At 71.5% G+C, this 20,855-nt stretch carries 20 protein-coding genes and 1 pseudogene; 8 read left to right on the top strand and 13 right to left on the bottom strand.

Annotation, left to right across the window (positions count from 1 at the left end):
* Positions 1-43: 43 nt before the first annotated feature.
* Complete coding sequence (locus ACZ3TS_RS40090; protein ID WP_467627430.1) at positions 44-526, top strand: peptidylprolyl isomerase; 483 nt, start codon at positions 44-46, stop codon at positions 524-526.
* 44 nt (positions 527-570) lie between these two features.
* Here ACZ3TS_RS40090 and ACZ3TS_RS40085 read toward each other — a convergent pair whose 3' ends face one another.
* The 3 genes from ACZ3TS_RS40085 to ACZ3TS_RS40075 form a co-directional block, all read right to left on the bottom strand.
* Positions 571-816 carry a hypothetical protein gene (locus ACZ3TS_RS40085; RefSeq protein ID WP_467627426.1) on the bottom strand — a complete coding sequence of 82 codons (246 nt, stop codon included), beginning with the start codon at positions 814-816 and terminating at the stop codon, positions 571-573.
* Positions 817-900: 84 nt separating this feature from the next.
* Entirely contained in the window at positions 901-1,518 is a 618-nt protein-coding gene (locus ACZ3TS_RS40080) for a sigma-70 family RNA polymerase sigma factor (protein ID WP_467627424.1), read from the bottom strand.
* Positions 1,519-1,706: 188 nt separating this feature from the next.
* Positions 1,707-2,480, bottom strand: a complete 774-nt coding sequence (locus ACZ3TS_RS40075; RefSeq protein WP_467627422.1) for a hypothetical protein — start codon at positions 2,478-2,480, stop codon at positions 1,707-1,709.
* 180 nt (positions 2,481-2,660) lie between these two features.
* Here ACZ3TS_RS40075 and ACZ3TS_RS40070 point away from each other — a divergent pair, with 180 nt between their 5' ends.
* Positions 2,661-3,869, top strand: coding sequence for an MFS transporter (locus ACZ3TS_RS40070; RefSeq protein WP_467627420.1), 1,209 nt, complete (start codon positions 2,661-2,663; stop codon positions 3,867-3,869).
* Entirely contained in the window at positions 3,866-4,906 is a 1,041-nt protein-coding gene (locus tag ACZ3TS_RS40065; RefSeq protein WP_467627418.1) for a sugar ABC transporter permease, read from the top strand. Before ACZ3TS_RS40070 ends, ACZ3TS_RS40065 begins: the two co-directional genes overlap by 4 nt.
* On the opposite strand, the gene ACZ3TS_RS40060 is transcribed toward ACZ3TS_RS40065, so the two are convergent.
* Positions 4,903-6,075, bottom strand: a complete 1,173-nt coding sequence (locus tag ACZ3TS_RS40060) for an acyl-CoA dehydrogenase family protein (RefSeq protein WP_467627416.1) — start codon at positions 6,073-6,075, stop codon at positions 4,903-4,905. The genes ACZ3TS_RS40065 and ACZ3TS_RS40060 overlap by 4 nt on opposite strands.
* Before the next feature lie 125 nt (positions 6,076-6,200).
* Between ACZ3TS_RS40060 and ACZ3TS_RS40055 the strand changes: the two genes are divergently transcribed.
* Complete coding sequence (locus ACZ3TS_RS40055; RefSeq protein WP_467627413.1) at positions 6,201-7,937, top strand: CoA transferase; 1,737 nt, start codon at positions 6,201-6,203, stop codon at positions 7,935-7,937.
* Positions 7,934-9,601: a class I adenylate-forming enzyme family protein gene (locus ACZ3TS_RS40050; RefSeq protein WP_467627411.1), complete on the top strand. Its 1,668-nt coding sequence runs from the start codon at positions 7,934-7,936 to the stop codon at positions 9,599-9,601. The genes ACZ3TS_RS40055 and ACZ3TS_RS40050 overlap by 4 nt, the downstream gene beginning before the upstream one ends.
* 62 nt (positions 9,602-9,663) lie before the next feature.
* Here ACZ3TS_RS40050 and ACZ3TS_RS40045 read toward each other — a convergent pair whose 3' ends face one another.
* From ACZ3TS_RS40045 to ACZ3TS_RS40020, 6 genes are all read right to left on the bottom strand, one after another.
* Positions 9,664-10,485: a metal ABC transporter solute-binding protein, Zn/Mn family gene (locus ACZ3TS_RS40045; protein WP_467627408.1), complete on the bottom strand. Its 822-nt coding sequence runs from the start codon at positions 10,483-10,485 to the stop codon at positions 9,664-9,666.
* Positions 10,434-11,312 carry a metal ABC transporter permease gene (locus ACZ3TS_RS40040; RefSeq protein ID WP_467627406.1) on the bottom strand — a complete coding sequence of 293 codons (879 nt, stop codon included), beginning with the start codon at positions 11,310-11,312 and terminating at the stop codon, positions 10,434-10,436. The genes ACZ3TS_RS40045 and ACZ3TS_RS40040 overlap by 52 nt, the downstream gene beginning before the upstream one ends.
* Positions 11,309-11,944 carry an ATP-binding cassette domain-containing protein gene (locus ACZ3TS_RS40035; protein WP_467627403.1) on the bottom strand — a complete coding sequence of 212 codons (636 nt, stop codon included), beginning with the start codon at positions 11,942-11,944 and terminating at the stop codon, positions 11,309-11,311. The genes ACZ3TS_RS40040 and ACZ3TS_RS40035 overlap by 4 nt, the downstream gene beginning before the upstream one ends.
* A gap of 105 nt (positions 11,945-12,049) precedes the next feature.
* Entirely contained in the window at positions 12,050-12,562 is a 513-nt protein-coding gene (locus ACZ3TS_RS40030; protein WP_467627401.1) for a copper chaperone PCu(A)C, read from the bottom strand.
* Entirely contained in the window at positions 12,559-14,820 is a 2,262-nt protein-coding gene (locus ACZ3TS_RS40025) for a heavy metal translocating P-type ATPase (protein WP_467627398.1), read from the bottom strand. The genes ACZ3TS_RS40030 and ACZ3TS_RS40025 overlap by 4 nt, the downstream gene beginning before the upstream one ends.
* Positions 14,817-15,062 (bottom strand): hypothetical protein, encoded by a 246-nt coding sequence (locus ACZ3TS_RS40020; RefSeq protein WP_467627428.1) that lies wholly within the window; start codon positions 15,060-15,062, stop codon positions 14,817-14,819. The genes ACZ3TS_RS40025 and ACZ3TS_RS40020 overlap by 4 nt, the downstream gene beginning before the upstream one ends.
* Before the next feature lie 737 nt (positions 15,063-15,799).
* Here ACZ3TS_RS40020 and ACZ3TS_RS40015 point away from each other — a divergent pair.
* Positions 15,800-16,015 carry a heavy-metal-associated domain-containing protein gene (locus ACZ3TS_RS40015; RefSeq protein ID WP_467627396.1) on the top strand — a complete coding sequence of 72 codons (216 nt, stop codon included), beginning with the start codon at positions 15,800-15,802 and terminating at the stop codon, positions 16,013-16,015.
* A 105-nt stretch (positions 16,016-16,120) separates the two neighbouring features.
* Here the strand turns inward: ACZ3TS_RS40015 and ACZ3TS_RS40010 are convergent, their stop codons facing one another.
* On the bottom strand, positions 16,121-16,858 hold the full coding sequence (locus ACZ3TS_RS40010; RefSeq protein ID WP_467627394.1) for a YcnI family copper-binding membrane protein: 738 nt from the start codon (positions 16,856-16,858) through the stop codon (positions 16,121-16,123).
* A 41-nt stretch (positions 16,859-16,899) separates the two neighbouring features.
* Complete coding sequence (locus ACZ3TS_RS40005) at positions 16,900-17,484, bottom strand: hypothetical protein (protein ID WP_467627392.1); 585 nt, start codon at positions 17,482-17,484, stop codon at positions 16,900-16,902.
* A 321-nt stretch (positions 17,485-17,805) separates the two neighbouring features.
* Between ACZ3TS_RS40005 and ACZ3TS_RS40000 the strand changes: the two genes are divergently transcribed.
* The gene (locus tag ACZ3TS_RS40000) at positions 17,806-18,021 is read left to right on the top strand and encodes a hypothetical protein (RefSeq protein WP_467627389.1); all 216 of its coding nucleotides are present in this window, start codon (positions 17,806-17,808) and stop codon (positions 18,019-18,021) included.
* Positions 18,022-18,195: 174 nt separating this feature from the next.
* Positions 18,196-19,638, top strand: coding sequence for a PepSY-associated TM helix domain-containing protein (locus ACZ3TS_RS39995; protein ID WP_467627386.1), 1,443 nt, complete (start codon positions 18,196-18,198; stop codon positions 19,636-19,638).
* 762 nt (positions 19,639-20,400) lie between these two features.
* On the opposite strand, the pseudogene ACZ3TS_RS39990 reads toward ACZ3TS_RS39995, so the two are convergent.
* Positions 20,401-20,766, bottom strand: a pseudogene (locus tag ACZ3TS_RS39990) (YibE/F family protein); the annotation flags it as partial.
* Between the last annotated feature and the right edge of the window lie 89 nt (positions 20,767-20,855).

Here is a 20,855-nt window from a genome sequence, read left to right as displayed (position 1 = left end):
CGGAACTCGGCGTCGTACGGCGGCTTCTTCTTGGACCCCATGAATCCCAACTTCCCCTGCAATCACGGGCTCCACGCTACGAGGGGATGGTCAGCACCGGTTCTACGACCGTACGGTGTGCCATCGGCTGACGGCGTATCCGACGCTGAAAGTCCTGCAGTGTGGCGACCCGACCGGCACTGGCGAGGGTGGGCCGGGGTACGAGTACAAGGACGAGCTGCCGGTGGACCTGCCGTCGGCGCCGAGCGATCCGACCGGCACCCGCCGCCTTTACGGGCGTGGTCTGCTGGCGATGGCCAACGCCGGGCCGAACACGAACGGTTCGCAGTTCTTCGTCGTCTACGGCGACTCCGCGCTGCGACCGAACTACACGGTGTTCGGCACGGTCGGTGCCGCGGGCCTGAAGACGCTGGACAAGATCGCTGCTGGCGGAATCGAGCCAACTACACAAGACCCGGCACCTGTCGACGGCACGCCCGTGCTGAGGACCGAACTGCTCAGCGTCCGGCCGTCCTGCCGGCCCTGATGAACTGCACTGCGGTCACCATGGGTCCAGCCACACGCCTGGCCTCACGGTGATGTGAAGTAGCCGTTGCCGATGTCCGCCCAGGCGACGTCGCCGATGCTGTCGTAGAAGGTGACGGACGATGGTTTCAACGTCACACACCGCCCGAGGGGCATGTGCGGCCCGATCACTGGGTCGTCATCGAGATCGTCGCCCGGGCGGAAGTGCGCGGGTTCGCGGATTCCCGGACTGCCTGCGTCGGGAACCTGTTCGTCAGCAGCCGCATCGCACTGGTTCAGCGACGGGTTCACGCCATGGCCCGAACACCGTTTGGTTGGCCAGGCCGTACTTATGGCCCGGATCATCGGGCGATCCGGGCCATCGCATACGACCGTTCAGGCGGCTGAGGCCGTCGGCGCGGATTGCTCGGCCTCGTCGAGCCACGCGATCAAGGAGGTGCGGGCGCGGGCGACCCGCGAGCGCACCGTGCCGATCGGGCAGTCGCTTAGGTGAGCCGCTTCCGCGTAGGGAAGTCCCACCATCTGGGTGAGGACGAATGCCTCGCGGCGGTCGTCGGGGAGCGTGTTCAGCAGCTCGGTGAGTGCGATGCCGTCGTCGAAGCCGGGCAGGTCGCGCGGCTGGGTGCGTTCGGCGGCCGACTGCCAGTCGTCCGTGTCCGACAGGCGGGGGCGGGACGAGTTGTAGCGGATGCTGTCGATGACCGCGCGACGGGCGATGGAGAGCAGCCAGGTGCGGGCCGAGGAGCGGCCTTCAAACCGGTGCAGGCTGCCGAGCGCCCGCAGGAAGGTGTCTTGAGTCAGGTCGTCCGCGCACTGGGGGTCGGCACCGAGGTACGTCACGTAGTGGCGGACGTCTCGGTGCAGGGCGCGTACGAAGAGGTCGACGGCATCGGGTTCGCCGCTGCGGGCGGCGAGGGCCAAGGCCGTGATCGAGTCTTCTCTCGAGTTCTTCCTCGATCGTTCGCACGATGCAGGCAGGGCAGGAGTGATCACCTGGGATCTGTCCTTCTCGGGAATCAGGTATCCGGAGTCCGGCCGGTGCGCGCCGCAGGGCAGCGGGCGGCACGATCGGAATCCGGTGGTGGGGTGGACGGCCGGGCGTTGGAGCGCACGGCCGATGCCCGAGGCGGGGAACCGACGGCTCGACGGCTGTGGGGACGGCCTCGGGGAACCGGCTGTCGTCAGGCGACAGCGGTCCCGGCGGGCGGGCCCCGAGAGGTGATCGCGTGGTTGAGGAGGAGGCGGCGCGGTGCCCGGTCCGACTCCGCTCGGCGGGCGCGGACGCGCGGCCGGTGCGGCGGCACGGGCAGCCGGAGGAGCAGGTGCAGCGGCGCGAAGAGCCAGCTGGCGACGGCCCGCAGGATGCGGAACGCGGCACGTTCGCCGTACGCGAGCCACAGCGCGCACAGTAGTGCGGCCAGCAGGTGGGCGAGGAGCATGCCGGTCGGGGACATGGCGGCCATGTCGTGGGCAACGGCGCCGGTGGGCGCTGCGGAAGCCATGTGGTCCATCGAGCCCATGGAGCCCATCGAATGCATGGAGCCCATCGAGCCCATGGAAGGCATGGAGTGCATGGCGGCCATGTCGTGGCCCATGGAGTTCATCTCGCCCATGGAGCCCGCCCCCGACGGCGAACCGCACAAGAGGTAGGTGAGCCACTGCTGGGCGAGCGACCTCCCGCCGGACGGTGCGGGGTGGGCGACAGCCTGGGCGAGAGAGAACGACGAGTGGAGTACGGCCTGGGTGGCCACCGCGGTGGAGGCGACGAGAAGCGGTCCGCGTTCCCGGTCGGCCAGCCGCCAGGCCATACCGCCTGTCGCCACCGCGCCCGCGGTCATGGCCCACCAGGGCACCGCAGTTCCCGACATCATGATGTGACCCAGGGCGGTGAGCAGCACACAGCAGGCCGCGAACACCGCGGCCCGTACCGTGCGAGAACACCACCCAGCAGTCATGGCGGCCTCATCCTCGCATCCGCGCTTCCATGGTCACCGGGGGGTACGGAAATCGGACTATGCCCCCCTCAGCCCCGAACTTGTGATCCAGGCCACAGTAACGGGCCGGAACTCATCGGCGGTTGAGCCCGACTTCTCTCGAAGGCCCGGAGATTTCCGGGGTGGGGAGGAGGAACGTCGGTGGCAGCGGACCAGAGTCAGATCGGGACAGCGGCCGGAAACGGTCCGGCGCGGGTGACCGGCGCCACGACGGCGCTGCTGACGTGCGCCATGGCCTTCTCGATGATGCAGCTGTTCCTGCTCGGCGCGCTCGGACCACGGCTCGTGGACGACCTGAAGGTGTCACCGACCGTGCTGGGATTGACGACGGCCGTCGGCTTTGGGACCGCGGCTGTGCTCTCGCCGGCGGGCGGGCGTGTGGTGGACCGGCTGGGTCCGCGCCGCTGCCTTGTCGCGCTGCTGCTGGTGTCGGCGGCGGCGCTGGCACTGATCGGCTCGGCGCCGGGCACCAGCTTCCTACTGACGGCCGTCGCGCTAGGCGGCGTTCCGCAGGCGCTGGCGAACCCCGCCACGAACAAGGCAATCCTGGCCGCCGTACCGGTGGAGCGGCGGGGCTCGGTGACCGGCATGAAGCAGTCCGGGGTGCAGCTGGGCGCGTTCGCGGCCGGGCTGCCGCTGGCCGCGCTGGCCGGCATGACCGGCTGGCGGGGCGCGGTGTGGACGGCGGCCGGCGCGGCCGTGCTGGCGGCCGTCTGGGCGGCTCGTGCCTTGCCCGCCGACCCGCCGCCGAAGGCCGCGTCGGCCTCGTGGGTCCCGCGCGGCGCGATCGCCTGGTTGGCGCTCTTCTCGCTGCTGCTGGGATGTGGCATCGCGTCGGTGAACACGTATCTGGCGTTGTACGGCGTGCGGCGGCTCGGGCTCGGGCCGACGGCAGCCGGTGCGCTGGTGGCGGTGCTGGGCATCGCGGGCATCGCCGGGCGGGTGGGCTGGTCGAAGGTGGCTGGGCAGCCGGGCCGGGCGGTGTGGCTGCCGGGCGGACTGGCCGCCGGTGCGGTGGGGGCGGCGCTGCTGCTGGCGGCCTCGGCGTACTCGCACCCGCTGGCGTGGGCCGCTGCGGTTGCTGTGGGCGTCTTCGCGGTGGCCGCCAACGCGGTCTCGATGGTGCTGGTGATGCAGCGTGCGGCGCCCGGCCGGGCCGGTCAGGACTCGGCTCTGGTCTCGGCCGGTTTCTTCGCCGGGTTCGCGATCGGCCCGCCGATGTTCGGGCTACTGGCGGGCGCAGGGCGGTACGGGACGGGATGGCTGCTGGTCGCCGGAGAGTTCGTGGGGGCGAGTGTGGTGGCGCTGACGTGGGCGGTGCGTGAGCGGCGTTCGGTCGTAGGGCGATGAGCGCGGCGCGTGCGGCGAAGGGCTCGGCGGGCATGGCTCCGCAGCCCCGCCCCGACGTCTCCGACTGGGCGGCTCCTGCGCTGGATTCCGTCCTGGAGCGGGTGGCCGTCACCCAGGCCGCAGTCGGTGACCGTTTCCCGCTGTTCGCCGATCCCGGCACCGGCCGGTGGACGACGACGAGGCGTGGCTCGTGGACGGGTGGCTTCTGGGCGGGACTGCTGTGGCTGCGTGCCCGGTACACATCGGACGACGACGCTCGCGAGGCGGCGGCGAAGTGCACCGGTCGACTCGCGGACTGGGTGCACGCCGACACGGCCGCCCGCGGATTGATCTTCTGGTACGGGACCGCGCTCGCCGATACTCCCGAGGCCGGCGAGCTGCGAGAGCGAGCCGCCCGCGTCTGCCGGGAGGCGTATGACGCTGAACTCGGTCTCGTCCCGTGGGGCTCGGCGTTCGGCGGTCCCCGCCTCCTGGCCCGCGTGGACGGCGTGCCGGGCATGGTGCCGCTCATGGCAACGGTGGATGAGCAGGCTTCCGAGGCTCACCTGCGCCGCCATCTTGAACTCTGTGTCGGCGAAGGCAACTTCGGCTGGTCCTGGCGGTACGAGCGACCTGTGGGCTGGGTACCGTGCGACGATCCCCCACCCGGCTGGAGCCGGGGCCGGGCCTGGCTGCTGCTGGCCGTGGCCGATGCCGTACACCGTTTCGGCGCCGACGATCTGGCGGATGTCATAAGCCAGTTGATCCCGGCCGACGCCGTCCCACCGGCGGACGAGACCCACGCGAGAGGCCCCCTCGACACGTCCGCCGCCGTTATCACCGCAGTGGCCCTGCTCAAGCTCGGCCGACGCGAACGAGCCGTCCAGCTCGTGGAAGAACTGGTCCGCACCCATCTCTCGGACGACGGCCGTCTCCTGAACGGCTGCTACGACCTCACCACCGGGACGGCGACACGGCACGAACTGATCTGGGGCGACTTCTTCCTCGCCTACGCGCTCGCCACGCTCACTGGCCTCGTCGGCACCAACGAAATCTAGGGGGTACGCAGCACCCGGCGCGCGACCGAGGTGATGTGCAGTTCGTCCGGGCCATCGAGGATGCGGGCCGCTCTGCCGGTGCGGAACAGCGCGGGCAGGGCGGTGTCCGGGCCGAGCCCCGCGGCGCCGTGTACCTGAATCGCCGCGTCGGCCACCTGCTGGAGGGTGCGGGCGGCGGCCACCTTGGCCAGGCCCACCTCCACGTGGGCGTCGAGGCCCGCGTCCAGGCGGGCCACGGCCTCGTAGACGAGCGGGCGGGTCGTGCGCAGGGCGAGCAGCGATTCGAAGACGTGGCGTTGGACGAGTTGGAGGTCTCCGAGCGGCCCACGGGACCGGGTACGGGTCGTCACACGTGCGCGCATCAGGTCGAAGGCCCGCCCCGCCTGCCCCAGCCAGCGCAGGCAGCGCAGGGTGCGGCCGAGCTGGAGCCGTTCGGCCGCAACGTCGAGTGCCTTGCCACGCTCGCCGATCAGCTGATCGCGGTCGACCACGACCCCGTCCAGTTCGATCTCCCACTGGCCGCCCGCGCCGAGCACCGGCAGCTCCCGCACCACCCGGAAGCCGGGCGAGCTGGTCGGTACCAGAAGCAGCGAGAGTCCCTTGCGGTCCGGCGGTGCACCGTCCGTGCGGGCGAGGACCGTGACGAGGTCGGCGTCGGCCGCCCCGCTGGTGAACCATTTGCGCCCGCTCACCCGCCAGCTCCCGTCGTCCCCGGCAACGGCGCGGGTGGCAGTCAGGAAGGGGTCGGTACCCGGTGTCTCGGGGTCGGTCATGGCATAGCAGGCCCGTATGCCCCCGGCGACCAGGCGCTCGGCGTACCGTTCACGGACGGCCGGGCTACCGTGCCGCCACAGCATCAACGCGTCGAGCAGGGGTGCCGAGCCGAGGGCGGCCGGGCCGTGGTCGCTGGCTCCCTCGGCCTCGGCCACATGGGCGTACGACCGCAGCGGCAGCCCTTGGCCGCCTAGTTCCGAGGGAAGCGGGAGCGCCCACAGCCCTTCGGCCTTCGCCTCGCGCTGGAGCCTGCGCAGCACGGCGGCGGCCTCCGCACCGCCGGCGTCCAGTACGGGCTCGCAGGGCATTACCCGTCCGCGTACGAACTCGGCGACGCGATCCCTCAACGCCGTTGCGTCCGGGGGACAGTGGGGCATCCCGGTGATCTCGTCCATGCGGGTCTCCGTCACTTTCCTCGTGATCCGCGGGAACCCCGGCCGCCGGCCGTCCGACTCCCTCTTCCGTGGAACAGGTCGGGGGCGACCGTCCCCGGGTTCCCGCGCGTCAGGAAAGGAGAGGCATGGCAACTCCAGCCACACCGGCCGTCGCGCGGACGGCCGGACCACTCGACGGCCTCCGTCTGGAGAGTTCCGGCCCGCCGGGCCCGGCGGACGGTCTCATCGCGGAGCATCTGCGACTGCTGGGCGCCGAGACCGACGGCGGCTCCGGCGGCCCGCTCACCGTCATCGGAGGCGACATCGGCGGTGTCACCGCCCGCACCACGTGGGGAGAGACCGCGACCGACGAGGCCACCGTCCAGGCGGCGACCGGCATCATGGCCGTACACGGCCGCCGTGACGGCGCCCCGCGCGGTCTCGCCGTCGACTACGCCGCCACGGCCACCGGCGTGCTGGCCGTGCAGGGCCTGCTGGCCGGGCTGCTGGCGCGGGCGCGCGGCCTTGACGTCACACAGGTCGAGGTCAGCGCCGAGCGGGCCGGGCTGCTGGCGGTCTCCCAGTACCTGGCCGCCGCTGGCGCCGAGGAGGGCGAAGCGGCCGAACTCCTTGCGGGCGGGCCGCCGTTCACGTCTGCCGACGGGATCGTCTTCGAGCTGGAGACGCTGGATCCGGGGGTGTGGGCGTCGTTCTGGCGCGCCCTCGACGCCCCGGAAGAATCGATACGCCGGGGGTGGCGGCCCTTTCAGTTCCGGTATGCCACGGCTTGCGCGCCCTTCCCGCAGACGTTGCACGTGGCGGTGCGGGCGAGCTCCTGGGAGCGGATCCGGTACGCCGCCGAGATGTCCGGCGCCGACGTGTGCCCGTTGCGGTCGCTCGCCGAGCGTGCGGCCGAGTACGACGGTGCGGCTCCCTGGGAGCTGACCTGTTACGACGAGGTGTACGTGCCCGGCAGATCCGCCGACGCCCTGCCCCTCACTGGATTCACCGTTCTGGAAGCCGGGCGGCGTATCCAGGCCCCGCTCGCCGCTCACCTCCTCGGCCTGCTGGGTGCGGAGGTGATCCGGATCGAGCCGCCGGGCGGTGACCCGTTGCGCGGGATGCCGCCCGCCTGCTCCGGGGTCTCGGCGCGCTGGCTGGCGTTGAACCGGGGCAAGAAGGCCGTCGAGGTGGACATCAAGTCCGCGGCCGACCGGGAGCGGCTGCGCGAGATGGCCGCCGACGCGGATGTGTTCCTGCACAACTGGGCGCCGGGCACGGCCGCCCGGCTCGGCCTCGACCGCGAGCACTTGGCCCGCGTCAACCCGGCGCTTGTCTACGCCTACACCAGCGGCTGGGCGGACCGGCTGCCCCAGGCCCCCATGGGCACCGACTTCATGGTGCAGGCCCGCACCGGGGTGGGCGAGGCCGTGCGACCCGCGGACGTGCCGCCCGCTCCGTCCCTGATGACGCTGCTCGACGTGCTCGGCGGCCTGCTCGGTACCGAAGCGATCCTGGCGGGGCTGCTGCTGCGGGAGCGCACCGGCCGCGGGGTTCGCGTCGACTCGTCGCTGCTCGGCGCCGCCGACGTCCTCACTGCCCCCAACCGGGCCCGGGCCGCTCAGGGACTCGACCCGCGCCGACCCGCCGGGTTCCGCCGTCCGCTACGCACCGCCGACGGCTGGATCGCCCTCGCGGATCTGTCCGCAGCCCCCTACGACGTGAGCGACCTGTCCACCAGGCAGGCGCGGGAGCGGCTACGCGAGCGTGGCCTGGCCGCCGTCCCGGTCGTCACCGACCTCGCCGACCTTCTCTCCTCCGGCCCGATCAGCCGCGACGCGTACGGTGCCCCGGCCGTCCCCGACCCCTGGAGCTTCGCATGACCGTGGACCTGCACGACCTGCTGCCCGCCGAGTTGCGCCGCACCTGGGCCGTCGACGGCACCTGTCCGGACCTGGACCTCTACAGCCTCTACCGCGCACACCAGGTCGCCGACTTGCACCGCACCGCGGTCATCGACGCCAAGGGCAAGCTCTGTTACACCGCCCTGGACCGCAAGGCGCGATGTCTGGCGGCCGGTCTGTCCGGGCTCGGCATACGTACCGGTGACGTGGTCGGCATACAACTCCCCAATGGCCGGGGCGCCGTCATCGCCGACCTGGCGCTGGCCGCGCTGGGTGCCATCGCGCTGCCCTTCCCGGTCGGCCGCGGCATTCGCGAGGCGGCCTCGCTGCTGCGCCGGGCGGAGGCGGTCGCCGTGATCGCCGCCACCGAGCACCGCGGAAACCACCACGCCGCCGATCTGCTCACGCTCGCCGGTGAACTCCCCTCGCTACGCACGGTGATCGCCGCCGGGCCCGGAGCCCCGGAGGGGACAGTCGCGTTCTCCGCGCTGCTGCGCACCGACCCCACGACCCTCCGCCCGGCCCGCCCCGACCCCGACTGCGCCGCCCGCATCCTGGTCTCGTCCGGATCCGAGGCCGAGCCGAAGATGGTGGCGTACTCGCACAACGCGCTGGCCGGCGGCCGCGGCAACTTCCTCGCCGCGCTCATGCCGGACGGTCAGCCGCCGCGTTGCCTCTTCCTCGTGCCGCTGGCCTCCGCCTTCGGCAGCAGCGGCACCGCCGTCACGCTCGCCCGGCACGGCGGAACGCTCGTCCTGCTCGACCACTTCACGCCCGAGGCCGCGCTGGATGCGCTCGCCGCGCACGAGCCCACCCATGTCCTAGGGGTGCCGACCATGATCCGGATGATGCTGGACCGGATCGCGGAGGGACACCATCCGGCGTTCACTCCTCCGACGGCGGTCATCGTCGGCGGATCGCCACTCGATGAGGCCACGGCCGAGGAGGCCCGGCGCGTCTTCGGCTGCCCGGTCGTGAACCTCTACGGCTCGGCCGACGGTGTCAACTGCCACACCGGGCTGTCCGACCCTCCCCTGCGCGGTGAAAGGCCGGGCATCCTCGCCGGTCACCCGGACCCACTCGTCGCCGACATACGCATCGCCGTCCCCGGCGCCCCCGAACTCCGGGAGGCGCCGCGCGGCTGTGTCGGTGAGATCGTCGCCCGCGGCCCGATGACCCCGCTGTGCTACGTCGCCGCCCCCGACCTCGACGCCCGCTACCGCACCGCCGACGGCTGGGTGCGCACCGGCGATCTCGGCCTCATCGACGAGGACGGGAACCTGCGGATCGTCGGGCGCTTGAAGGATGTCGTCATCCGGGGCGGGGCCAACATCAGCCCGGCCGAGGTGGAGATCGAGTTGGCGGCGCATCCGCTCGTGCGGGACGTGGTGTGCGTCGGCGTGCCCGATCCGCTGATGGGCGAGCGGCTGGCCGCCTGCGTCGTGCCGCGGGGCGAGGCGACGCCCACGTTGGAGGAACTGTGCGCGCACCTGGACGCGCACGGCCTGGAGCGGCGCAAACACCCCGAACGTCTGCTGGTCGTACCGGAGTTGCCGCTCACCCCGGCGGGCAAGCCGGACCGGGCGCAGCTGCGTGAGCGGTGTTCGGCGCAGGCGCCGAGGTCCGTCGCGCAGGCCGTCTGACCCCCACGAGAGCGGGCCGCCCGGAGCCTCCGGGCGGCCTCGCACTCACGACGCACCCCAGGTCAGGAAGAGGTCATCGCCTTCTTGATCGTCTTCGCGGCGTTCTTGTACACCGCCAGCAGATCCAGGTCCTTGCCCGGGTAGTTGACGATCTCCACCTGCCGCGCGCCGGAGTCCGGCAGCACCGTGCCCGTCGTCATGTGGACGTTGTCCAGGACGAACGCCGGCTTCTTCGTCTCCAGATCGGCCAGCTGCTTGGCGGTCACGGCCTGCGGGCCGTAGGTGCCGCGCAGCTCCGCGCCCGCCATCTTCGCCGACCAGACGGAGAAGACCTGCGCGACGACGACCGGCGCCTTGCCGCCCGGCCACGCTGCCTTCAGCTCCTTCTGCAGCGTGCCGTACTCACTCTTGAAGGAGGCGTCCCACTTCGAGGCGGCATCCCGGGTGCCGAACAGTTTGCCCAGGCGCGTGACTTCGGCACTCGCCTTGGCGGAGTCGTTGTCGAGGTTGACCTCGACCAGCTTCGCGCTCGACCCGGCAGCGTCCTTGATCTTCTTGGCGTACGGCTCGAAGGACGCGTACAGCACGAAGTCGGCGCCCGCGACCGCCGCGAGGTCGGAGGGCTTGGGGTCGTAGTCCGGGGCGTGCTGCACGGACGACGGGACGATGACCTTCACGTCCTTGGCACCTGCGGCCTTGGCGAGGGCGCCCTCCCAGGTGGTGGTGGCCACGACGACAGGGCCGCCGCCGTTCTTGTTCGCGGTCTTGTCGCCGCTGTCGGCCTTGTCGGAGCCGCAGGCGGTGGCCGTCAGCGCCAGCGCGGTGCTCAGGCTCAGTGCGACGAGGGAAGGGACACGGACGGTGCGGACGCGGGTGCGCGCCATGAGCGGATTCTCCGTTCGGGGATGAGGTGCACGGCCAGGACCAGAACCCCGGCCGTCAGGACGAGCACGGGCCCGGGCGGCCAGTCGAGCTTCAGCGCGACGAGGAACCCGGTGAGGTTCACGACGACGCCGATGCCGACCGCCCAGGCGGTGATGGACTTCAGGGAGGTGCCCAGCCGCCGGGCGGCGAGCGCGGGCAGCAGGGTCAGCGCGTCGACGAGCAGCGCGCCGGTCAGCTTGAGGGCGCCGGCGACGGACACCGCGACGAGCACGAGCAGCAGGAGGGTGAGCCGATCGACGCGCACCCCGGAGGAGAGGGCGAGTTCACGGTCGTAGAGCAGGAGCGCGAGGTCGCGGCGGCGCCACCAGAACAGGGCCGGTACGACGACGGCGAGCACGCCCAGCAGCCACAGGTCGGGCGTGCCCACCGACAGGATCGAGCCCCACAGCAGCGCGAACGCGCCCTGCGCGTTGACCCCGGACACGGCCAGGACCAGCAGCGCCGCGGCGATGGCCAGGCTCATCAGCAGGCCCATCGCCCCGGACAGGCCGTCCGGGGTGCGGGCGAGCGGCGCGACACCTGCCCCGGCGAGGGCGCAGGCGAGTAGCGCGCACAGCATGGGGTCGAGCCCGGTCAGCAGTCCGACCGCGATGCCCAGGAGCGCGACGTGCATCATGGCGAACCGCACCGGCATGATGTCGAGCCCGACGATCACGACACCGATCACCGGAAGGCCGACGGCCGCCAAGAGCAGGGCGGCTCCGGCCCGTTGTACGGGTATGAGCTGCAGGAGCGTTCCGAGGTCGGCGGCGGCAAGGTTGTTCACCGGACCTCCCTGAGCCGGCCGGCGGCCATCTCCAGCACGCGGTCGCAGCGGTCGGCCAGCGCCCGGTCGTGCGTGACGACCACGACGGTCACCGGCAGCGACAGCAGCACGTCGGCCGCCTCCTCCTGCCCGGCGAAGTCGAGCGCGGCGGTGGGCTCGTCGGCCAGCAGCACCCCCGCCCCGGCCGCGACACAGCCGACCGCGCGGGACAGATACATGCGCTGCAGCTGGCCACCCGACAGCGTGTGCAGCGGTCGGCCGGTCAACGACCCGACACCCAGCTTCTCCGCCGCCTGCACCGCTTCGGCCGCTGCCCCACTGCTCGCCAACAACTCACTGCCCAGCAGCGGAAATCTGCCGCCTGCGGGCTTCTGCGGGACCCAGGCGCACGCCCGGCGCCGCCACGCCCACTCGGCTGCGGTGCCGGTGCCCCGGCCACCGACCAGGATCTCCCCGTCGGCCTGGCGGTGCAGGCCCAGCACGGCACGTAGCAGCGTGGTCTTGCCCGACCCGTTGGTCCCGGTCAGCGCCACCCGCTCGCCCGCCTCGATGTCGAGATCCACCTCGCGCACGGCCTCTACGCGACCGTGCCGGCAAGCGACCTGGCGCATCCGCACATCCAGCCCGTCCATCCCACCTCCTGTCGTTCTGCGAGAGGAGTCGGACGGGCAGGGCGATGAGTTCCCGGCGATTCCCGACGAAGAGACGAATGAGCGAAGTCTCCGCCGCTTCCGGTCTCAGCCCGTGCCGGGGCGTACCACCACCGCCAAGGTCTTGATCCGCCCGCTGTGCCGGAAGTGCAGCACGAACGGGACGAGATCCCCCGCGCGCCACTTACCGCGCACCGTCACCATCACGTCCAGGCCCCGCGGTGACATCGCCAGCGTGCCGGCCGCCGGGACGACGGCGGAGTCCACGGGGCGCATGTACCCGGCGTTGCCGGGTGTCGTCGTGTTGCGGCCGAGCATCGCCCGGTCCACGGCGGTCGAGGTCACACCCGTCAATTCGTCCTCTGCGCCACCCGAGTTGGAGATCCGGAAGAAGGCGGCTGATTCCTGGCTGTCCCCGTACGGGAGGAACACCCGCCCGGACGTGACGTCGATGCGCACGGGACTGCCTGCCGCCCCGGAGGCGGTCCAGGCGGCGAGACCGCCGAGCGTCAGTACACACGCCGCCACGGGGGCGAGCGCGGCGAGGAACGCCTCGGCGAGCCGACGCCGAGAGGGCCGCCACACCGCGAGTTCGGTCACCGCACACCACCCGTCCGCCTCGGTCGCCTCGGCTGCCAGGTGCGCAGCCGCAGGCTGTTGCCGACGACCAGCAGGGAGCTGGCCGACATGGTGGCGGCCGCGAGCATGGGGTTGAGCAGGCCCACGGCGGCGAGCGGCACGGTGACGGCGTTGTAGCCGAACGCCCACAGGAGGTTGGTCCGGATCGTGCCGAGGGTCCGGCGGGCGAGGCGGACCGCGTCCGCCACGGCCTCGATGTCCCCACGTACGAGGGTCACGTCGGCGGCTCCGATGGCCACGTCCGTGCCGCTGCCCATGGCGATCCCGAGATCGGCACCGGCCAGCGCGGCGGCGTCGTTCACGCCGTCGCCGATCACCGCGACCCGGCAGCCCTGTGCCCTCAGTCCCCGTACGAGCTCCGCCTTGTCCTCCGGGGTACACCGCGCCCGTACGTCATCGATCCCCAGCTCGGCGGCGACGGCGCGGGCGGTGTGCTCGCGGTCGCCCGTAGCCAGCACCGGCCGCACCCCCAGGCGCCGAAGCCGGTCCACGGCACGGTAACTGCCCGGTCGTACGAGGTCCCCGACCGCGATCAGTGCCTCGGGCCGGCCGTCCACCAGCACCAGGACCGGAGTGTGCCGGGCCGTCTCGCACGCGTCCAAGGCACGGGCCAACAGCTCAGGGAGCTCGCTGTCGGGCGAGCGGACTTCCACCAGCCGGCCCTCGACCCGGCCGCGCACGCCCTGCCCGGGCAGTGCCCGGAAGTCGGCGACCTCGGGCAGCGGCCGTCCGGAGTAGGCGACGATCGCCCGGCCCAGCGGATGCTCGGAGCCCTGCTCGACGGCACCCGCGAGACGCACGACCGCCTCCTTGCCGATCCAACCCGGAACCTCCGTGACCCGCGTGACACTCATGTGTCCTGTGGTGAGGGTGCCGGTCTTGTCCAGGACGACGGTGTCGATGTGCCGCAGAGCCTCCAGCGCCTGCGGACCGCTGACCAGCACACCGAGCTGGGCGCCGCGGCCGGTGGCGGCCATCAGCGCTGTGGGAGTGGCGAGCCCCAGCGCGCAGGGGCAGGCGACGACCAGGACCGCCACGCACGCGGTGACGGCCGCCTGCGGATCGGCTCCCGCACCGAGCCAGAAGCCGAGCACCGTGATGGCGATCGACAGCACCACTGGCACGAACACCCCTGCCACCGCGTCAGCCAGACGCTGGGCACGCGCCTTGCCCGCCTGGGCGTCGGTCACCAGCTGGGTGATCCGTGCCAGCTGGGTGTCGGCACCGACTGCCGTGGCACGCACCAGCAGCAGCCCGCCCGCATTGACGGCACCGCCGACGACCGCCGAGCCGGGCTGGACCTCGACCGGTTCGCTCTCGCCCGTGACCAGCGAGACATCCACTGCGGAACTGCCTTCCACCACCTCGCCGTCGGTGGCCACCCGCTCTCCCGGCCGGACGACGAAGGTCTGCCCGACCAGCAACTCATCTATGGGAATGTGTCGTTCGCGCCCGCGTTCCCGCACGGCGACGTCCTTCGCTCCCAGCTCGGCGAGCGATCGCAGCGCCTGCCCGGTGCCGTGCCGGGCTCGCGCTTCCAGGAACCTCCCGGTCAGCACGAACAGCGGTACGGCGACGACGGCTTCCAGATAGATGTGCGCGCTGCCGTAGCCGGCCTCGGCGGACGGCAGCAGGCTGAAGGACATCCGCATGCCGGGGTCGCCCGCGCCACCGAGGAAGAGGGCATAGGCAGACCAGCCGAAGGACGCCATCACGCCCAGCGACACCAGCGTGTCCATGGTCGCCGCCGCATGCCGCAGCCCTCGCACCGCCCGCACGTGGAACGGCCACGCACCCCACACCGCGACCGGCGCGGCCAGTACGAAACACAGCCACTGCCAGTTCCGGAACTGCAGGGCGGGCACCATCGACAGCACGAGTACTGGCAGCGAGAGCAGCGCGGTGACGACCAGTCGGTCCCGGCCCTCGAACGCGGCCGTCTGCTCCGGTCCTTTGGGCTGGGTTTCGGGTTCGGGCCTGGGCGGGGCGGGCAGTTCAGCCGTGTACCCGGCGCGCTCGACTGCCGCGACGAGCTCGGCCGGGGTGACGTCCGGCGGATGGTTCACCCGGGCACGCCCCGTGGCCAGGTTGACCGTCGCACTCACGCCGTCCAGCTTGGCCAGCCGCTTCTCCACCCGCCGTACGCAGGCCGCGCAGGTCATGCCGCCGACGATCAGATCCGTGGTCGTCAGGGCGGCCGCCGTCTCCGGGGCCGTCATCCGTGCATCCCGCTCATGCCGCTCATGCCACCGCTGTCGCTGTGCGGCACGGTGCCTCCACCGCCGGAACCGGTGCGGGTGCCGTGCATGCCGGGCGCGACCGGTCCATAGGCGGCGCCGACGCCGTACGACACCGCGAACATCAGCGCCAGCAGCAGGAGGAAGCCGCACAAGGCGGGCGGCGGCACCCGTTTCCTCAGCACCGCACCCGCGCCGACGGGGAGTTGACGGGACTCATCGATCACAAGGTCTCCTGGTCGCGTCGTACGGCCGCCACTCGGTCCGAGCCGTACCGATTCAGGAGTCGGGGCCACAGGGGATGGAGTTCCGAAGCTTGCGTGTGACCTGGGTCACATAGGTGCTCGATCTGTGCGGTCCCGCGCTGCAGTGGGAAAGTCAGTGAGCCGAACGCCTCGCGTGCGGCCCGTTCCGGCTGCGGCGACGCGGCGGCATACCCGACACCGCCAGCTCGACCAGCACGTACAGCAACCCACTCAACGCCAGCCCGGCAGCGCAGCCGACCAGACCACCGAGAGCGTCACCGGCAACGTAGCCGAGCCAGCCGTACCCAACGACGACGACGGCCAAGGTGGCTGCGGTCAGCGGCCACGCTCCACCCGTGACCCGTATTCGGGTGTGCCGAGCCTTCCCTGCCTCCGATTCCCACGACCATGTCGCATCGGCCCGGTCCCGGGACTCGCGCCGAAGATCCGCCATCCGGCTGTCCTCCTCGCCAGTGATCCGCACCAAAGCGCGACGCGGTCCAAGCACATTCCCTGGAGGCCCTCTTCCCTCATGCCCGGCATCGGAACCGGCGTCCGCCCACCGGTTCGGAATGCCCCGGCAGCATGCGCAGGCGCGCTGTGCGGAACTTTGTGCTCCGCTCAGCCGACCTCTGAGGTGACGGCATCGGCCTGAACACCCGCACCCGCGGATCCGTACGCCGCCCAAAGCCCTTACGGCACCCAGGAGTTCTCCCATGACCCAGAAGCAGTACAACGTCACCGGTATGAGCTGCGAGCACTGCGCGGCAAGCATCAGGGAAGAGGTTTCCGAGGTGCCCGGGGTGAGCGACGTCGTGGTCGACGTCGCCAAGAACTCCGTCACCGTGCACGGCACGGAACTCGACGACGGGCGGCTGCGCGCGGCGATCGTCGAGGCGGGGTACGGCGTCACCGACCCGGTCGCCGTCTGACCCGACGGCGGAGCGGGCCTTACGTGACGACTCTCATCCCTCGTGCGTCACATCGAAAGACGGGTGCCCTGCCGACGGGTCTCCGCCGGCAGGGCAGGCGCCGCTCTACTCGGCCCGGGATCCGGCGGAGCGGCCGCGCAGGACGGCGACCACCGCCGCGGCCAGCCCCAGCACGCCGACGACCAGTCCGGCGACACCCAGACCGCGGGCGGTCGAGTCACTGGCCGACGCGGTCGACTTTGAGCTGTCGGAGGTCTTCGGGCTCGCCGACGAGGCGGTCGCGCTGCCGCCGTCCTCTGCCGCCTTGGCGGTGAGCTTGAGCACGGGTGCCGGGTTCTCCGGCTCCTGACCGCCCTGGGCCTCCTCGATCCACCGCACGACCTTGCCGTCGGAGTACGTCTGGAGGGTCTTGAAGGTGAGCTGGTCGGTGTCGTCGGGCAGCTGACCGAAGGCGACGTTGAAGTCCTCGTAGTGGCCGGGGTCGATCTTGCCGCCGGTGAAGGTGATCTCGGAGACGGCGTCGGTGATGGTGCCGTCGTCGGTCTTGACCGGCGTCTTGAGCTTGGTGTTGGTGACCTTGGCGGTCCAGCCGTCCTGCGGGGAGACGAGCACGCCGAGGACGGGGTGGTCGGTGGGCAGGAACACCTGGACCTGCTCGGTGCTCGCATTGTCCTCCTCGTTGGGCACGCGGAAGGTCAGGACGCCGTCGGTGGCGCCCTTGGCGTAGCTGTCGGGGTGGACGGTGACGTGCGCGGAGGCGACGCCGGCGGCAGCGAGGAGTCCGGCGGCGGTCAGGGCGGTGACGGCGCCGGCGCGGCGCAGGGTGGTGCGGGTCCTGGACATGAGGTGATGGATCTCCGTACGGAAGAAAAGGATGTCGGGGGTCAGCTCGCGTATGACATCCCCATCGGCGGCCCCCGCCGGTGCACGGCGTGCCTCAGCCGTGCCTGCCGCAGCGACCAAGTCTCACCGGCAGCCCGACCTACGAGCCCGTGCGCGTCCGGTACTCCCCGCGCCCCGCCGGCAGCCTGCCACCAGGCGGCAAGCCCCGGCACGAACGCGACCGCCCACCGCAGCAGGGACCACAGCGCCGCCTCGCCTCGCCGCAGCCACCAGGTCAGCACCAGGGCCGCCCCGACATGGGCGGCAGTGGCGTGCGGCGTCAGCGCATGCGCGTGGGCCATCCGCATGCCGTGCATGACCATCGCCGCGTGATGCGGCTGCACGGCGTGGAAGAGAAGATGCAGCCCACCCTGGGCAGCCAGAGTCCCCACACCGATCGCGACCAGCGACCGCTCCCGGCCGCCCAGCAGACAGCCGCCCGCAAAGACCGGCACGAACGCGGCGACCTGCACCCACACCGGCGGCGCCGCACCCATCGCCAGGGCATGCCCTCCGGCACCGAGCAGCACGCACAGCACGGCGAACACCGCCGCGCGCACGCTCCGCACCGCCAGGGACACACTCACGACACCCGATGCTGCCACGCAGCAAGAAGATCTTTCCCCTCGCCCATGCATACGCATCACCGCCCACGAACCACCTGGCCAATCCGCCCCCTTTAACGAGTCGGAGGCGGCGGCCGTTCAGTTCCCGGCCACCTCGGCAAAATCGACGCACCGGAAGCAGGGCAAGGAGCACAGGCACACGCTGTCCGCCCACACGCCCCCCACACACGACAGGGTGGCGCGTCCGCCGCATCCGCGCCGGGTATCTCCCCGACAGTCCCACGCGGCCACCGGCCCTGGCACCGGAGCACCGCAACCCCATGTCCACGGAGGTGGAGCAGCATGACCGACACCAGCGGGCTGGAGCCCGTCGCCACGTTCTGCGGCAACTGCAACTGCGGCTGCCCCCAACTGTTCGTCGACCTCAGCGCCGCGGACGACCGCCGGATCATCCTCACCGACGACTTCGGCCAGCGCGTCCAGATGAGCGCCGACCAGTTCTCCTCGATCGTCGCCGACGCCAAGGCAGGCAAACTGGACGGCATCGGCCTGTCCTGACCCGCCTCCCGATGCCGGGCACCGGATGTCGCCCGGCATCGGAACTGTCCGTACGCAAGCTCCTGGCCTGCACAGCCGCCCGGGTGTGTGCCACCTCACTTCGACGACCCGGAACTCATCGTTCCGTTCAGTCGACCCCTGACGTGACACCCATACGTCCCAGGAGCAGCACCCATGTCCATCGAGCCGCCCACCACTGCCCCGCCCCGCACGGTCGGCGAACCCGGCACGTCCGCACAGGGCCCGGCCCCGGTGGCTCCGCCGCCCCTGCGCGCAGTGCGCCCGCTGGTGCTGCGCCTGCACTTCTACGCGGGCGTGTTCGTCACGCCGTTCCTGCTGGTCGCAGCGATCACCGGACTGCTGTACGCGGGCTCGTTCCAGGCCGAGAAGATCGTGTACGCCCACGAGCTGACCGTCCCGGTCGGCGACCACAAGCTGCCGATTTCCCAGCAGGTGGCCGCCGCCCGCAAAGCCCACCCCGAGGGCACCATCTCTGCCGTGCGGCCGTCGCCGGAGCCGGAAGCGACTACCCGCGTGCTGCTGTCCGGTGTGAAGGGCATAGCCGCCGACCACACACTTGCCGTCTTCGTGGACCCCTACACCGGCAAGGTGCGCGGCGCACTGGAGCAGTACGGCTCCACCGGCGCCCTGCCGCTGCGCACCTGGATCGACGAGCTCCACCGCGACCTGCACCTCGGCGACACCGGCCGCCTGTACAGCGAGTTCGCCGCCAGCTGGCTGTGGGTCATCACCGGCGGCGGACTGGTGCTGTGGTTCGGCCGCCGCCGCACCCGCCGAAAGGTGCGCGGCACCACCGGACGGCGGCGCTCCCTCACCCTGCACGGCACGGTCGGCGCATGGGCGGCAGCCGGCCTGTTCTTCCTGTCAGCCACCGGCCTGACCTGGTCCACCTACGCCGGAGCGAACATCAGCGACCTCCGCCAGGCCCTCGGCCAGTCCACCCCGTCCGTCACCGCGACAGTGAGCGGCGGGCACGAGGGACACGCCTCCATGACGGGCATGGACATGAGCGGCATGGACGGAATGGACATGGGCCCTGGCGCCCGGTCCGACGTGGGTCTGGACGCCGTACTGAAGACGGCCCGCACCCAGGGCCTGTCCGACCCCGTGGAGATCGTGCCGCCCGCGGACTCCTCCTCCGCCTACGTCGTACGCCAGATCCAGCGCAGTTGGCCGGAGAAGCAGGACTCGATCGCCGTCGACCCGGCCACCGGCAAGGTGACCGACGTGTTGCGGTTCGCCGACTACCCACTACTGGCCAAGCTGACCCGGTGGGGCATCGACGCTCACACCGGCATTCTCTTCGGCCTCGCCAACCAGATCGCCCTGGCCGGCCTCGCCCTGGCCCTGATTCTTCTGATCCTCTGGGGATACCGCATGTGGTGGCAGCGCGGCCGCGGCTCCGCCTTCGGTCGCCCCCTGCCCCGCGGCGCCTGGCGCCAGGTGCCGGTGTACGTGCTGGTGCCCTGCGTCGCCGTGATCGCCGTTCTCGGCTACTACGTCCCGTTGTTCGGCATCCCGCTCGCCGCCTTCATCGCCGTGGACATCCTCCTGGGCTCGATCAGTCGCCGCCGCACCAGGCCCGCACACTCCTGAACCGACCGGCCCGACCGAGGAACCCACGACGTGCCGCCGGGGTGACTCCTGTCTCAACCCCGTGCTGGGCTTCAGCGCCACGACGCCGGAACGGCACGGAGGAGCGGTTGGAGGTCTCCGTACAGCGCGGCGGCGAGATCGCGGGCCGTGTCCCACTCGGTCACGCCGTGCAGCGTGCAGTGCACCTGCCGTGGTCGCGAGCTGGGGCCGGATCTCGCTACGACGGGCCAGGAGGAGGGCGGCGACCCGGATGGCGTCGCGCCTGGCGTCGCCCGGAGACCCGAAAACTTTCGAACCGCCCCCTATCGGGCTGCCTGTTCCGGGTGGAGGAACTGCTGGATGTCGCTCTATTTGCTGGTTCGCCCGGCATAGAGGGCCGAAAGTCATGATTCTGGATAGGCAGTGGCTTCGCTATCCGACAGCCCGAACGCGGGGCCCGATCCGATTCCGGCTCGACCGGATTTGATCTACATCGATGTCCCGTGGCTGAGCCACCTCGCCGAGACAGCCTTTTCCGCGCTCGACACCTGCGGAGGGGGACCCATGCCATCCCCGTCGCTGTGCCCGACCCCGTCACCGCCGATCGAGACCCAGCCAGGGCTACCGGGGCAACTTGGTGGTGCGTTCGGGGTGCGCGGCGATGACGTAGCGCATGGCGGTCTGTTCGCTGATGCCGAACAGGCGCATCAGGCGGAGGGGATCGGCGCTCTCGGCGGCTTCGTTGAGAAGTGCAGTTGTAGGCGCACCTTGGGGAGTTGGCTCCTAACGCTTCCGTCGACGTCCGCCCCGGCTGGCAGGTGCTCGGCCAGTAGCCGGCGCGCCCGCTGTGGCCGCCTCCGTCTGCGGCCCGGGCCGGTCTGCCGAGACGACCAGGGCGGCGAGGAGCGTGGTGACCGGCACCGAGGCCACCAGGCCGATCGAGCCCACCAGCGTGCGCACGATCTCTTCGGCGACCAGCTCGCTGTTGGCGACCGTGGTCACGCCGCTCTGGGCGATGGAGAAGAGGAGCAGGAGGGGGAGTGCGGCGCCGGCGTAGGCGAGGACGAGGGTGTTGACGACGGAGGCGATGTGGTCGCGGCCGATGCGGATGCCTGCCCGGTACAGCCCGCGCCAGCCCATCGTGGGGCTGACGACTGCTCCGTAATTCATCGGTAAATGTCAGCCCTTCTCAGCATGTATCATGATCTCGTGAAGCTTTCCGAGTGGGCGGCGCGCAA

It is taken from the genome of Streptomyces sp. NPDC022910, assembly GCF_055561075.1.
The sequence above is the reverse complement of the archived record's forward strand: the minus strand, read 5'-3'. Positions and strand labels throughout refer to the sequence as shown.